Below are 14,161 nucleotides of genomic sequence, written 5' to 3'. Positions count from 1 at the left end.
GGCACCGGAGTGGCGATGCAGCACGGCAAGTACCGGTTCATCGTGGGGTTTCTCGCGTTGCCCCTCGGACTGTACGCGCTCTTCGTGGTGTGGCCGTTCATCCAGTCCATCTACTACTCGTTCACGGACTGGACCGGCCTGAGCCCCGAATTCAAGATGGTGGGCCTGGACAATTACCGGAGGATGCTGCACGACGACGTCTTCTGGAAGTCCTTGCAGCACAGCTTGATGTTCGCGGTCGTGCTGCCGCTGGTGACGATCAGCCTGGCGCTGTTCTTCGCCTTCATGATCAATGTGGGCGGCCGGAGAAGGAGGGGCGGCCCGGTCATCTCCGGGGTCCGGGGCTCCTCCTTCTACAAGATCGTCTACTTCTTCCCGCAGGTGCTGTCGATCGCGATCGTCTCGCTGCTGTTCGCCTTCGCCTACAACCCCGACAGCGGCGCGATCAATTCACTGCTCCGCGGAATTGGTCTGGACAATATCCAGCCCCTCTGGCTGGGCGACCCGAGCCTCGCCCTGTGGTGCGTGATGGCCGTACTGGTCTGGTCCACGGTCGGCTTCTTCGTGGTCCTCTTCTCGGCCGGAATGGCCTCCATCCCGATGGACCTCTACGAGGCCGCCCTGCTCGACGGCGCCGGCCGGGCCACCACCTTCTTCCGCATCACGCTGCCGCTGCTGTGGGACACCGTGCAGTCCGGCTGGGTCTACATGGGCATCCTCGCGCTCGGCGCCGAGTCGTTCGCAGTCGTACAGATCATGACGACAGGACCGGGCGGGCCCGACTACTCGACGACCGTGATGGTCCTGTACGTGTACCAGAAGGCGTTCCGGGACGGTCAGGCCGCCTACGCCACCACCATCGGCGTCGCCCTGCTGGTCGTCACGCTCGCCTTCGCGGCGGTCGTGATGCGGCTGGGCCGTCGCGAGCGGCTGGAGTACTGAAGCGATGACGACGACCGAGACCGACGTCACTGTCACCGAGGCCGAGCCCCCCGCGCCGAAGCCGGCCCGGGCGAAGCGCGAGGGCGGGGTCCTCAACGCCTTCTCCCACGGCATCCTGGTCATCTGGGCGGTCATGGTGGTCACGCCGCTGCTGTGGGCGGTGATGACCTCGTTCAAGGACGACCGGTCGATCTTCACCTCGCCCTGGGCGCTCCCGGACCGGCTGCACTTCGAGAACTGGGCGCGGGCCTGGACCGACGCCAACATGAGCGACTACTTCCTGAACACCGTCCTGGTGGTCGGCGGCTCGCTCATCGGCACCCTCGTCCTCGGCTCGATGGCCGCCTACGTCCTGGCCCGCTTCGACTTCCCGGGCAACCGCTTCATCTACTACCTCTTCATCGGCGGCATGAGCTTCCCGATCATGCTCGCGCTGGTCCCGCTGTTCTACGTCGTCAACAACCTGGGCCTGCTGAACACGATCCAGGGGCTGATCCTGGTCTACATCGCGTACTCGCTGCCGTTCACGGTCTTCTTCCTCACGGCGTTCTTCCGCACGCTGCCCACCTCCGTGGCCGAGGCGGCCTTCGTCGACGGCGCCTCGCACACCCGGACGTTCTTCCAGATCATGCTGCCGATGGCCAAGCCCGGCCTGATCAGCGTCGGGATCTTCAACTTCCTCGGCCAGTGGAACCAGTACATGCTCCCGACGGTCCTCAACACGGACCCCGACAAGCACGTCCTCACCCAGGGCCTGGTCCAGCTGGCCGTCAGCCAGGGCTACAAGGGCGACTGGTCCGGCCTCTTCGCCGGCCTCGTGATGGCGATGCTCCCGGTCCTCGCGGCGTACATCGTCTTCCAGCGCCAGGTGGTGGCGGGTCTGACGGCGGGCGCCCTGAAGTAACCCGAACGTTCGCAACCCGAAAGTGGGCGCCCCTGTACAGGGCGCCCGCAGCCGCGTCCCGAAGGGGCGTGGGGAACCGCGCGACCAGCCAAGACAGCGCCGCATGCGACCCTCCGCGCGCGCCCTTCGACCTGCTGACCAGTGGCCTGGACATGTCCGTCGCGTGTCCCTCAGGCAACCTCCGAACCGCCAACGATTTCTGTCAAGGACTTGACGGCGGTAACCCGTTCAGCAGAGCTTGGAGTTCATAACTTGTAAGTGACCCGGTCTCAGTGAGGTGATCTGGGTCACGTTGGCGGCACCGTGGCCGCCTCCGATGGCGGGAGTGGATGGGTCGATGGAGACTCCGGGGTCGCAGTCGTCGCTGCACCGAGCCAACCTGGAACGTGTCGTACGGGCCGTACGTCTGGCCGGATCGCTCACGCAGGCGGAGATCGCGCGCACGACCGGCCTGTCGGCCGCAACGGTCTCCAACATCGTGCGCGAGCTCAAGGACGGCGGAACCGTCGAGGTCACACCCACGTCGGCAGGCGGCCGCAGGGCCCGCAGCGTGAGCCTGAGCGGTGACGCCGGCATCGTCATAGGCGTCGACTTCGGCCACACCCACCTGCGCGTCGCGATCGGCAACCTCGCCCACCAGGTGCTGGCCGAGGAGTCCGAGCCGCTCGACGTGGACGCGTCGTCCAGCCAGGGCTTCGACAGGGCGGAGGAGCTGGTCAACCGCCTGATCGAGGCGACCGGCGTGGACCGCTCGAAGATCGCCGGCGTCGGTGTCGGCGTCCCCGGCCCGATCGACGTCGAGTCCGGCACCCTCGGCTCCAGCGCCATCCTGCCCGGCTGGATCGGCGCGAGACCCGCCGAGGAGCTCCGGCTCCGCCTCGGCGTCCCCGTGCACGTCGACAACGACGCCAACCTCGGCGCCCTCGGCGAGCTGGTCTGGGGCAGCGGCAAGGGCGTCCGCGACCTCGCGTACATCAAGGTCGCGAGCGGTGTCGGCGCCGGTCTTGTGATCAACGGGAAGATCTACCGGGGCCCCGGCGGCACGGCCGGCGAAATAGGACATATTACACTCGACGAGTCCGGCCCGGTCTGCCGCTGCGGCAACCGCGGCTGCCTGGAGACCTTCGCGGCGGCCCGTTACGTGCTGCCGCTGCTCCAGCCCGGTCACGGCCCCGACCTGACCATGGAGGGCGTCGTACGGCTGGCCCGGGACGGCGACCCGGGCTGCCGTCGCGTGATCGGCGACGTCGGCCGTCACATCGGCAGTGGGGTGGCCAATCTCTGCAACCTGCTGAACCCGAGCCGGGTGGTCCTCGGCGGCGATCTCGCCGAGGCCGGTGAGCTGGTCCTCGGGCCCATCAGGGAGTCCGTGGGGCGCTACGCGATCCCCAGTGCGGCCCGCCAGCTCTCAGTGCTCCCAGGGGCCCTCGGCGGCCGCGCCGAGGTGCTCGGGGCGCTCGCTCTCGCGCTCAGCGAGATGGGCGATTCGACCCTTTTGGACGGCTCTGTGCCTGCCGTTGCACCTGTCTTCACTTAGAGAACGCATGGCGCCGTTGCCATCTCGTTAAGTATTTACTTCTTGACGTCGAACTTGCGGCCGAGTTGACTTCGAGCCACCTCGGCCGCAGCGTTGCGGCCCTGTCAGGGAGGCACCCCCAAATGAACGCAACGATGCGTAGAGTCGTGATCGGCACCGCCGCGGTTTCCATGGCGCTGTCCGTCGCCGCCTGTGGCAAGGCCGGCGACAGCAAGAAGAGCGACTCGAGCAGCAGCAGCTCCTCCGGTGGCAAGACCATCGGTCTGCTGCTCCCCGACAGCGTGACCGCGCGCTACGAGAAGTTCGACCACCCGTACTTCGAGGCGCAGGTCAAGTCGCTGTGTGCCGACTGCACGGTCGACTACGCGAACGCCGCCGGTGACGCCGCCAAGCAGGCCCAGCAGGTCAGCACCATGGTGACCAAGGGCGTCAAGGTCATCGTGATCTCGGCCCAGGACTCTGCGGCCATCAAGTCCTCCATCGACGCGGCCGTCGCCAAGGGTGTCAAGGTCGTCGCGTACGACCGCCTCGCCCAGGGCAAGGTCTCGGCCTACGTCTCCTTCGACAACGTCAAGGTCGGCGAGCTCCAGGGCCAGGCCCTGCTCGACTCCCTCGGCTCCAAGGCGACCCCCAAGTCGAAGATCGTCATGATCAACGGTGACGACGCCGACCCGAACGCCGGCCAGTTCAAGCAGGGTGCCCACAAGGCCCTCAACGGCAAGGTGGACATCGCCTACGAGCAGTCCGGCCTGTGGAAGGACACCGTCGCCGCGCAGAAGATGAAGGCGGCCATCACCCAGCTCGGTGCCAAGAACATCGCGGGCGTCTACTCCGCCAACGACGGCATGGCCGGTGGTATCGCCACCACCCTCAAGGGCGCCGGCATCAGCGGCATCCCGCTGACCGGTCAGGACGCGGAGCTCGCGGGCATCCAGCGCATCGTCGCCGGCACCCAGTCCTCCACCGTCTACAAGGCGTTCAAGCCGGAGGCCGACGCCGCCGCCACCATCGCCGTGGACCTGCTGCAGGGCAAGAGCATCTCCTCGCTCGCCACCAGCACGCAGACCAGCGGCTCCGGCGACAAGGTGCCCTCGCAGCTGCTGACCCCGGTGTCGGTCACCAAGGCCAACATCAAGGACACGGTGGTCAAGGACGGTCTCTACACCGTCTCCGACATCTGCACCAGCGAGTTCGCCAAGGCCTGCAAGGCCGCCAACCTCCAGTAGTCCCGCTCCGGAGCCGCAAGGCTCCGGCCGCCAGCGCCCGGGTGGTCGCAGTACGACACCCGGGCCCCGGCCGCCCGACGCGCCGGCCCTTTCCGCAAGGGCCCCGGCCGTCCGGCGGTCTCGCGAAACCCCTCCGACGCCCGCTCCGGCCTTCATACCCCGCTGCCGGAGCGGGCGTCGGACGGACCCGTTGCCAAGCGCAGCGGATTCGCGCATGTTCATCTTGTAAACCGCGTGCGCTCCCCGACGACAGTCCGGGGTACCGCACGACCCTCCGCGCCTGATCAACAAGCGCGGCATCCCCGCCGGTCAGGCGGCGAAGGAGATGGTTCACGTGTCCGCTACGCCCGTGCTGGCGTTGCGCGGAGTCTCCAAGCGATTCGGTGCGGTCCAGGCACTCACCGACGTCGATCTGGAGGTCCACGCCGGAGAAGTGGTCGCCCTGGTGGGCGACAACGGCGCAGGAAAGTCGACCCTGGTCAAGACGATCGCGGGTGTGCACCCCATCGATGAGGGCGTCATCGAGTGGGAGGGCAACTCCGTCAGCATCAACAAGCCGCACGACGCCCAGGGACTGGGTGTCGCGACGGTCTACCAGGACCTCGCGCTCTGCGACAACCTCGACGTGGTGGGGAACCTCTTCCTCGGCCGTGAGCTGCTGCACCGCGGCGTCATCGACGAGGTCACGATGGAGAAGCAGGCCCGCGAGCTGCTGAGCACGCTCTCCATCCGCATCCCGAGCGTGCGCATCCCGATCGCCAGCCTCTCCGGCGGTCAGCGTCAGGTCGTGGCCATCGCCCGCGCCCTGATCGGCGACCCCAAGGTCGTCATCCTCGACGAGCCCACCGCCGCCCTCGGCGTCGAGCAGACCGCGCAGGTCCTCGACCTGGTCGAGCGGCTGCGCGAGCGCAACCTCGCCGTCATCCTCATCAGCCACAACATGGCCGACGTCAAGGCGGTCGCGGACACCGTGGCCGTGCTGCGGCTGGGCAAGAACAACGGTTTCTTCCCCGTGAAGAGCACCAGCCAGGAAGAGATCATCGCCGCGATCACGGGCGCCACGGACAACGCCGTGACCCGTCGTTCCGAGCGACGCACCACGGAGGCGGCAAAGTGAGCGAGACGTCGAACAAGACCGTGAAGGGCGACGAGTCGCCCGAGCTCGGCAAGACCGAGGCCGCGGCCCCGACCACGGTCGCCCCCGCCGACGACCCGACGGCCGCGCCGGTCACGGTCGTCGACCCGCGGCTGCTGGTCCGTGAAGAGGGTCTCAAGGGCTACCTCACGGAGTTCACCCGCCGGGTGAAGGGCGGCGAGCTGGGCTCGCTGCCGGTGGTCATCGGCCTGATCATCATCTGGACCATCTTCCAGGTGAAGAACAGCCTGTTCCTCAGCGCGGACAACCTCTCCAACATCAGCTACTTCCTCTCGGCCACCGGCATGCTCGCCATCGGCCTGGTGTTCGTGCTGCTGCTCGGCGAGATCGACCTGTCGGTCGGCTCGGTGAGCGGTCTGGCCTCCACGGTGTTCGCCGTCTTCGTGGTCAACCACGGAATGAACCAGTGGCTGGCCCTGATCCTCACGATCATCACGGGCATCGGCATCGGTGCGCTGCACGGCTGGTTCTTCGCCAAGATCGGCGTACCCGCGTTCGTGGTCACCCTGGCCGGCTTCCTCGGCTGGAACGGCCTGATGCTGTGGCTGCTGGGCTCCAGCGGCACGATCAACATCCCGGCCGACAGCGGCCCGGTGAACCTCCTCGGCCAGAGCTCCTTCTTCATGGATCAGGCCATCATCGGCGCCTACCTGCTGGCCGGCCTCGGTGTCGTGCTCTCGGCCGTGGGCCAGTTCAACGAGCAGCGCAGGCGCCGTGCGGCGGGTGTGCCGTTCCGGCCCACCAGCGAGATCCTCATCCGCGTCATCCTGCTCGCCGTCGCGTCCTTCGCGGCTGCGGCCGTGCTGAACAACGCGGCCGGTGTCTCCAACGCGCTGGTGATCTTCCTCGCGTCGCTGGTCATCGTCGACTTCGTGCTGCGTCGCACCACGTACGGCCGCAAGGTCTTCGCGGTCGGCGGTGGCATCGAGGCGGCCCGCCGTGCGGGTATCAGCGTGCCGATGGTCCGGATCACCGTGTTCGCGATCTCCGGCGGCTTCGCGGCGATCGGCGGCATGTTCTTCGCCGGCCAGACCGCGAGCGCGACGCTCAACGCCGGTGGCGGCAACACGCTGATGCTCGCCATCGCGGCGGCCGTCATCGGTGGTACGTCGCTGTTCGGTGGCCGAGGTACCGTCTGGTCCGCCCTCCTGGGCATGCTGGTCATCCAGTCCATCCAGACCGGCCTCGACCTGCTGAACATGAACACGTCGATCCAGTACATGATCACCGGTGGTGTTCTGCTGGGTGCGGTCGTCATCGACTCCGTCTCCCGCAAGAGCCAGAAGGCGGCGGGACGCGGCTGACGCCGAGCGCCGTCGGGGGTGCGGCGGGACTGCGGGTGCCGGTCCGTTGTGGCTGGTCGCGCAGTTCCTCCCCCGGCCTTCGGCCGGGGGACCCCCAGCGCCCCTTTCAGAGGCGTGACTGTGCCCGGTGCCTGACAAGGCGCCGGGCACAGTCGTGTCATAGGTGGCGCTCATGATGGGTACAGCCGATCGCGTGACCCATGACCCAAGGGCCGGAGTCGTTCCGCTCGGGCGGAAGATTAGACTCGACGAGCCCGGCAACAGCTCGATCAGCTCTACTGCAAGGAGGCACGGGTGCCGCTGCTGACCCGTATCAGGGGACCGCGCGATCTGGACCGGCTCAGCCCCGAGGAGCTGGTCCAGCTGGCAGAGGAGATCCGGAGCTTCCTCGTGGAAGCGGTCTCCAAGACCGGCGGACACCTCGGTCCCAACCTGGGCGTGGTCGAGCTCACCATCGCCCTGCACCGCGTCTTCGACTCCCCGAAGGACAAGGTGCTCTGGGACACCGGCCACCAGTCCTACGTGCACAAGCTGCTGACCGGCCGCCAGGACTTCTCGAAGCTGAAGCAGAAGGGCGGCCTCTCCGGCTACCCCTCGCAGGCCGAGTCCGAGCACGACGTCATCGAGAACAGCCACGCCTCCACGGTGCTCGGCTGGGCCGACGGCATCGCGAAGGCCAACCAGCTGCTCGAACGCGACAGCCACGTCGTCGCCGTGATCGGCGACGGTGCCCTGACCGGCGGCATGGCCTGGGAGGCGCTGAACAACATCGCCGACGCCAAGGACCGCCCGCTCGTCATCGTCGTCAACGACAACGAGCGCTCCTACGCCCCGACCATCGGCGGCCTCGCCAATCACCTGGCGACCCTGCGCACCACGGACGGGTACGAGCGGTTCCTGGCCCGCGGCAAGGACCTGCTGGAGCGCACCCCGGTCGTCGGCAGGCCGCTCTACGACACCCTGCACGGCGCCAAGAAGGGCCTCAAGGACTTCATCGCCCCGCAGGGCATGTTCGAGGACCTCGGCCTCAAGTACGTAGGCCCGATCGACGGCCACGACATGGAGGCCCTGGAGTCGGCCCTCGCCCGGGCCAAACGGTTCGGCGGCCCGGTCATCGTGCACTGCCTCACCGAGAAGGGCCGCGGCTACCAGCCCGCCCTCCAGGACGAGGCCGACCGCTTCCACGGCATCGGCCCGATCCACCCCGACACCGGCCTGCCGGTCAAGGCCTCAGGCGCCGACTGGACCTCGGTCTTCGGTGACGAGATGGTCGAGCTCGGCAAGGAGCGCGCGGACATCGTCGCCATCACCGCGGCCATGCTCCAGCCGGTCGGGCTGAAGAAGTTCGCGGACACCTTCCCGGACCGCATCTACGACGTCGGCATCGCCGAGCAGCACGGCGCCGTCTCCGCGGCGGGCCTCGCCACGGCCGGCCTGCACCCCGTCTTCGCCGTGTACGCCACCTTCCTCAACCGCGCCTTCGACCAGGTGCTGATGGACGTGGCCCTGCACAGGTGCGGGGTGACCTTCGTCCTGGACCGGGCGGGTGTCACCGGCACCGACGGCGCCTCCCACAACGGCATGTGGGACATGTCGATCCTCCAGGTCGTCCCCGGCCTCAGGCTCGCCGCCCCGCGCGACGCCGACCAGGTCCGCGCCCAGCTCCGCGAGGCCGTCCAGGTCGACGACGCCCCGACGGTCGTCCGCTTCTCCAAGGGCGCGGTCGGCCCCGCCGTCGCCGCCGTCGGCAGGATCGGCGGCATGGACGTGCTGCGCGAGCCCGGCACCGACACCCCCGACGTGCTCCTCGTGTCGGTGGGCGCCCTCGCGCCCATGTGCCTGGAGATCGCCGGGCTCCTCGACAAGCAGGGCATCTCGACCACCGTGGTCGACCCGCGCTGGGTCAAGCCGGTCGACGCGGCCATGGCCCCGCTGGCCGAGCGCCACCGGGTCGTCGTCACGGTCGAGGACAACAGCCGCGTCGGCGGCGTCGGCTCCACCATCGCCCAGGCCCTGCGCGACGCGGGCGTCGACGTCCCCCTCCGCGACTTCGGCATCCCGCCCCGCTTCCTCGACCACGCGTCAAGGGCCGAGGTGATGACGGAGATCGGCCTGACCGCCCCGGACATCGCCCGCCAGGTCACGGGACTGGTGGCAAAACTGGACGGTCAGCCGGCGGATGTCAGCTCGGTGGAACCGGCAAGGGACTGATCCGAGCCGCCCCGGCCGGAGCACCCCTTCAGGGGTGCTGGGGGTTCCCCCGGCCGAACGCCGGGGGAGGAACTGCGCGACCAGCCCCCACCGGCCCGCAGCCCGCCACGAAACCCGAACCGCCCCGATGGGTCGGTCTCCCTCACCTCTCCGGTGGCGAGACCGACCCATCTGCGTGAACCTGCCCTTGCCGGGGCATACGCACCCCCGGCCCTCTCGATCATGTCGAGGACGACAAACGTGGGAGGTAGGCACGTGAGCAGTACCCTCTTCAGGACCAAGAACGTCGAACAGTCCCTCAAGGACACCGAGGAACCGGAGCACGCGCTCAGAAAGTCGCTCTCGGCCCTGGACCTCACGGTCTTCGGCGTGGGTGTCATCATCGGCACCGGCATCTTCGTCCTGACCGGCACAGCCGCCAAGAACACCGCAGGGCCCGCCGTGGCCCTCTCCTTCGTCGTGGCCGGCGTCGTCTGCGGCCTCGCCGCACTCTGCTACGCCGAGTTCGCCTCCACCGTCCCGGTGGCCGGCTCCGCGTACACCTTCTCGTACGCCTCCCTCGGCGAGTTCCCCGCGTGGATCATCGGCTGGGACCTGGTCCTTGAACTGGCGCTGGGCACGGCGGTGGTCGCCGTCGGCTGGTCGGGGTACATCCACTCGCTGCTCGACAACGCCGGCTGGCACCTGCCCGAGTACCTCAGCGGCCGCGACGGCGCCCACGGCTTCGGCTTCGACATCCTCGCCGCCGCCCTGGTCCTCGTGCTCACCGCCATCCTCGTCGTCGGCATGAAGCTCTCCGCCCGGGTCACCTCGGTCGTCGTCGCCATCAAGGTGGCCATCGTCCTGGTCGTCATCATCGCGGGCGCCTTCTTCATCCACAGCGGCAACTACAGCCCCTTCATCCCGCCGAAGGAGGCCGTGCCGGCCAGTGGCAACCTCAAGGCCCCGCTGATCCAGCTCATGTTCGGCTGGGCGCCCTCCAACTTCGGCGTGATGGGCATCTTCACCGCCGCCTCCGTCGTCTTCTTCGCCTTCATCGGCTTCGACGTCGTCGCCACCGCCGCCGAGGAGACCCGCAACCCCCAGCGCGACGTACCGCGCGGCATCATCGGCTCCCTCGTCATCTGCACGACCCTCTACGTCGCCGTGGCCGTCGTGGTGACCGGCATGCAGAAGTACAGCGAGCTGTCCGTGGACGCCCCGCTCGCCGACGCCTTCAAGGCCACCGGGCACCCCTGGTTCGCCGGCCTGATCAGCTTCGGCGCCGCCGTCGGCCTGACCACCGTCTGCATGATCCTGCTGCTCGGCCAGTCCCGGGTGTTCTTCGCGATGAGCCGGGACGGCCTGCTGCCCCGCTTCTTCTCGCACACCCACCCGAGGTTCCGCACCCCGTACCGGCCGACCATCCTGCTCGGCGTCGTCATCGCGATCGTCGCCGGCTTCACCAGTCTCAGCGAACTCGCCGAACTCGTGAACATCGGCACGCTCTTCGCCTTCATCGTCGTCGCGATCAGTGTGATCATCCTGCGCAACACCCGGCCCGACCTGGAGCGGTCCTTCCGTACCCCCTGGGTGCCGGTGCTGCCGGTCGTGTCCGTGTTGGCCTCGCTGTGGCTGATGCTCAACCTGCCCGCCGAGACCTGGCTGCGGTTCGCCGTCTGGATGGTCATCGGCTTCCTCGTCTACTTCCTCTACGGCCGCACGCACAGCCGCCTCGCCCAGGCCGAACGGTCCCCCGCCGACGCTCCGTGACCGGCAGTCCCGTCACCCCGGCCCCGTATGTCCCGTCCTGATGGGACTGCGGGGCCGATAGCGTGCTCTCCATGCTTCTCGCGCCCCACGCCCCGCCACGGTCCGTAGTCGCAGGGAAGGGCTACTGGACGCGGCTGCTGCCCCTGCTCGCCGTGCTGGCCTGCGCGACCCGGGTGCCGTCCTTCCTGCGGCCGCTCTGGAACCCGGACGAGGGCTATCTCGCCGTCCAGGCACGCATGCTGGCGGGCGGCGGGCAGCTCTACGAGACGGTCGTGGACCGCAAGCCCCCGCTGCTGCCGTGGCTGTACGAGGGGACGTTCGCGGTCTTCGGGTCCGGATCGCTCACCCCGGTCCGGGTCCTCGCCGTACTGGCCCAGCTGGTCACCGCGGCCCTGCTCGCGTCCGTCGCCCGGCGGCGCTGGGACGACCGCGCGGGCCGCACCGCCGGGGCGCTGTACCTGCTGGTCTCGGTCGGGCTCAATCCCGAGGACGCGCAGGCGGCCACCTTCGAGGTGTTCATGCTGCCCTGCACGGCCGCCGCGATGTGGTGCGCCGACCGGCGCCGCTGGGCGGCGGCCGGTGCCGCCGTCGCCTGCGCCTTCCTCACCAAGCAGACCGGCGGTGCCGTCCTGCTGCCGGTGCTCTACCTCCTCAACCGGTACGGCGGCCCGCGCACCGGCCTGCTCCGGCTGGCAGCCGGCGCGGCCCTGCCCGTGCTGGCCGCGGCCCTGGCCACCGACCCGGCCGGCTTCGCCTTCTGGACGGTCACCGGGTCCGGTGCCTACGCCTCCTTCACCGGCTCCGAACTCCATGTGCTGGCACGGGCGCTGACCAACACCGCGATCCTCGGCGCGGCCTCGGCCGGCCTGCTGCCGCCCATCGCCCGGGCCCTGCGCATCGCCCGCACCGGCGCCGCCGACCTGTGGCTGTGGCTGGCCGCGTCGGCCGCCGCCGTCACCCTCGGCTTCCACTTCTTCGGCCACTACTTCCTGCAACTCACCCCGCCCCTGGCGCTGTTGGCCACGGCCGCGTTGCAGGTCCTGCCGCGGGAACGGACCTCGGCCGCCCTCCTCGCCTCGGCCTGCGCCTGCGCCCTCTTCCTGACTTGGGGTGCCCTGGCCCCCGCCCCGAACTCGCACACGCGCAGCGGCTGGCGCTCACCCTCGACCGCCGTACCGCGCCCGGCGACCGGGTCCTGGTCTGGGGCATACACCCGGAGACGTACTGGCTCGCCGACCGCACCCCCGCCACCCGCTACCTCACCGCCGGCCTCCTCACCAACTTCAGCGGCGGCCGGGACGGCCCGCAGGTCGGCGAGAAGTACGCGGTCGCGGGCACCTGGCCCGTCTTCCGCGCGGAACTCGCCGACCGGGCACCGGCCCTGGTGATCGACGACTCCCGCGGCAAGCCCTACGGCCCCGACCGCGTCCCGAGCCTGCGCAGGCTGCTCGCGGCCGGCTACGAACAGGCGGGCGAGGTGGACGGGGCGGTGCTGTACGTGAGGGCGCCGAGTGCCCCGTAAGGGGCGCGGGGCTGTCTTCACCCGCGGCGCCGCCGCGTGGGCGCGACCAGCCCCCACCGGCGCGCCGTGAACGAACCGGCCGACCAGCGGAGCGCTCAGTTCAGCAGCGCGCTGGGCCCGATCACCTCGGCGCCCAACTCGGTCACCCGGTCCCGCAGTTCACGGTCGGCGGTAACGACGAGCCGGGGCCGTCCCGGGTCCTCGGCGGCCAGCTCCACGATCCGGTCGTCGCCACTGCCGGGTGCCGACTCCACCCGTACGCCGGGCACCGACGCCACCCCGCGGGCCGCGCCCTCGACGACGAGCACCAGCTCCACCGGAGTCGGCCGGCCGGGCAGCCCCCGCTCGGCGAGCCGGTCGCGGAGCCGTTCGGCGGCCCCCTTTCGGTCCCGCCACCAGCCGTCCGGCCGCGACCCGACGACGTTGGCCCCGTCGACGATCACCAGCAGGGGAGCTCTGTCTTCCATATCCCAAGCCTCGCACGCCCGGGGCCGCCCCACTGCTCCGAACGGCCCCGCTTAGAGTGAGGCGGTGAACGGCGACTGGCTCCTCCGCGGCCGTGACGGCCGGCTCAGTGTCTATCTGCCGTCCGGCGACGCCGTGCTGTGCCGGGCGGAACGCGGACCCGGCGCGCCCTGGGGCACGCCCCGGAAGGTGGGCGGCGAGCAGCGGCTGCGTCCCGGCTTCGCGGTGGGACAGGGCGTCGACGGGTACGCCCATCTGGTCGCCTGGCGGCCCACCGTCAAGGGAGAGTCGGGGCTCGTCCACTCCACCCACTTCCGGCCGCATCTGGCCGCCCTGGACTGGCAGCCGATCGGCCACCCGAACAGGAAGGGGGAGGTGACCGGAGCCCCGGCCGTCGCCGTGGACGCGGCGGGCCGCGCCCATGTCTTCGTCCGCAACCAGGGGCGCGGGCTGAGCATGGTCGCCCAGAAGGAGAAGGGCGGCTGGGAGCCCTGGCGGGACCTGAAGGGGCGGCTGGTCGAGGACGGGCTCGCCGCCGTGACCGGCGAGTCGGGGCGCGTCGAGGTGTATGCGGCCGTGCCCGGCGGGATCGTGTGCTGGCGTCAGGAGGAGGCCGGCAGGCCGCCCGTGCAGCTGGAGGCGCTGGAGGCCCCGGTCCGGCCGGGCACCCTCAGCGCCCTCGCCACCTCGGCCGAGAGCACGACGCTCTACTACACCGACGAGTCCGGCGACCTGTGCGCCTGGCGTCCGGGCGGCAAGCCGTACGCCCTGCTGCCCTCCGCCGGGCCCGGCGCGGTCGCCGCGGTCCGCTGCGAACTCGACGGGTACGACTGCACCCTCCTCGCTCAGCGCTCGGCGAGCGGCCGGGTGGCCTTCGCCGCGTATCCGACCCAGGACGAGCGGGCCGGCGCCTGGTGGACCGAGTCGGGACCGCAGCTCCCGGCCGACGCCCGGGTGGCCCTGACCACGGACGCACAGGGCCGGGTGACCGCGGCGAGCCTGTCCCCGTCCACCGGCCGGCTCCTCGTCACCCGCCGCAAGGACGAACCGGGGCTGGCCCTCGAGGCCTGGCGCGAGCTCTGACCGCCGTACCGCACGCGAGAAGGGGCCCTCCGCGCGGTGCGGAGGGCCCCTTCACCCTG

General features: G+C 70.0%; 10 protein-coding genes and 1 pseudogene. 10 read left to right on the top strand and 1 reads right to left on the bottom strand.

What is annotated here, in order from left to right:
- Positions 1-15 precede the first annotated feature (15 nt).
- The 9 genes and pseudogenes from BLW82_RS10505 to BLW82_RS10465 all read left to right on the top strand — a co-directional run bounded on the left by BLW82_RS10505 (position 16) and on the right by BLW82_RS10465 (position 12,554).
- On the top strand, positions 16-942 hold the full coding sequence (locus BLW82_RS10505; RefSeq protein ID WP_093498536.1) for a carbohydrate ABC transporter permease: 927 nt from the start codon (positions 16-18) through the stop codon (positions 940-942).
- Between the two features lie 4 nt (positions 943-946).
- Positions 947-1,846, top strand: coding sequence for a carbohydrate ABC transporter permease (locus BLW82_RS10500; RefSeq protein WP_093498535.1), 900 nt, complete (start codon positions 947-949; stop codon positions 1,844-1,846).
- Between the two features lie 337 nt (positions 1,847-2,183).
- A complete protein-coding gene (locus BLW82_RS10495; RefSeq protein WP_093498534.1) occupies positions 2,184-3,383 on the top strand; it encodes an ROK family transcriptional regulator in 1,200 nt (399 codons plus the stop codon).
- Positions 3,384-3,517: 134 nt separating this feature from the next.
- Positions 3,518-4,609, top strand: a complete 1,092-nt coding sequence (locus BLW82_RS10490) for a sugar ABC transporter substrate-binding protein (protein ID WP_093498533.1) — start codon at positions 3,518-3,520, stop codon at positions 4,607-4,609.
- A gap of 325 nt (positions 4,610-4,934) precedes the next feature.
- A complete protein-coding gene (locus BLW82_RS10485) occupies positions 4,935-5,726 on the top strand; it encodes an ATP-binding cassette domain-containing protein (protein ID WP_093498532.1) in 792 nt (263 codons plus the stop codon).
- Entirely contained in the window at positions 5,723-7,069 is a 1,347-nt protein-coding gene (locus tag BLW82_RS10480; RefSeq protein ID WP_177232908.1) for a sugar ABC transporter permease, read from the top strand. The genes BLW82_RS10485 and BLW82_RS10480 overlap by 4 nt, the downstream gene beginning before the upstream one ends.
- Positions 7,070-7,363: 294 nt before the next feature.
- On the top strand, positions 7,364-9,280 hold the full coding sequence (gene dxs, locus BLW82_RS10475; protein WP_093498531.1) for a 1-deoxy-D-xylulose-5-phosphate synthase: 1,917 nt from the start codon (positions 7,364-7,366) through the stop codon (positions 9,278-9,280).
- Positions 9,281-9,535: 255 nt separating this feature from the next.
- Positions 9,536-11,032, top strand: a complete 1,497-nt coding sequence (locus BLW82_RS10470; RefSeq protein ID WP_093498530.1) for an amino acid permease — start codon at positions 9,536-9,538, stop codon at positions 11,030-11,032.
- A 71-nt stretch (positions 11,033-11,103) separates the two neighbouring features.
- A pseudogene (locus BLW82_RS10465) lies at positions 11,104-12,554 on the top strand (ArnT family glycosyltransferase).
- Positions 12,555-12,649: 95 nt separating this feature from the next.
- Here the strand turns inward: BLW82_RS10465 and BLW82_RS10460 are convergent.
- A complete protein-coding gene (locus BLW82_RS10460) occupies positions 12,650-13,021 on the bottom strand; it encodes a PIN domain-containing protein (protein ID WP_093498529.1) in 372 nt (123 codons plus the stop codon).
- A gap of 64 nt (positions 13,022-13,085) precedes the next feature.
- Between BLW82_RS10460 and BLW82_RS10455 the strand changes: the two genes are divergently transcribed.
- Positions 13,086-14,102: a DUF8189 domain-containing protein gene (locus tag BLW82_RS10455; RefSeq protein WP_093498528.1), complete on the top strand. Its 1,017-nt coding sequence runs from the start codon at positions 13,086-13,088 to the stop codon at positions 14,100-14,102.
- The last annotated feature ends 59 nt before the right edge of the window (positions 14,103-14,161 follow it).

It is taken from the genome of Streptomyces sp. Ag109_O5-10 (assembly GCF_900105755.1).
In the GTDB taxonomy this organism is placed as follows: Bacteria; Actinomycetota; Actinomycetes; order Streptomycetales; family Streptomycetaceae; genus Streptomyces.
This window is presented reverse-complemented; position numbering and strand designations above follow the sequence as displayed.

Excerpts from the sequence above, each read along its gene's own strand:
- BLW82_RS10505 (WP_093498536.1), top strand. The coding sequence starts at position 16 with ATGCAGCACGGCAAGTACCGGTTCATCGTGGGGTTTCTCGCGTTGCCC.
- BLW82_RS10500 (WP_093498535.1), top strand. The coding sequence starts at position 947 with ATGACGACGACCGAGACCGACGTCACTGTCACCGAGGCCGAGCCCCCC.
- BLW82_RS10495 (WP_093498534.1), top strand. The coding sequence starts at position 2,184 with ATGGAGACTCCGGGGTCGCAGTCGTCGCTGCACCGAGCCAACCTGGAA.
- BLW82_RS10490 (WP_093498533.1), top strand. The coding sequence starts at position 3,518 with ATGCGTAGAGTCGTGATCGGCACCGCCGCGGTTTCCATGGCGCTGTCC.
- BLW82_RS10485 (WP_093498532.1), top strand. The coding sequence starts at position 4,935 with ATGGTTCACGTGTCCGCTACGCCCGTGCTGGCGTTGCGCGGAGTCTCC.
- BLW82_RS10460 (WP_093498529.1), bottom strand. The coding sequence starts at position 13,021 with ATGGAAGACAGAGCTCCCCTGCTGGTGATCGTCGACGGGGCCAACGTC.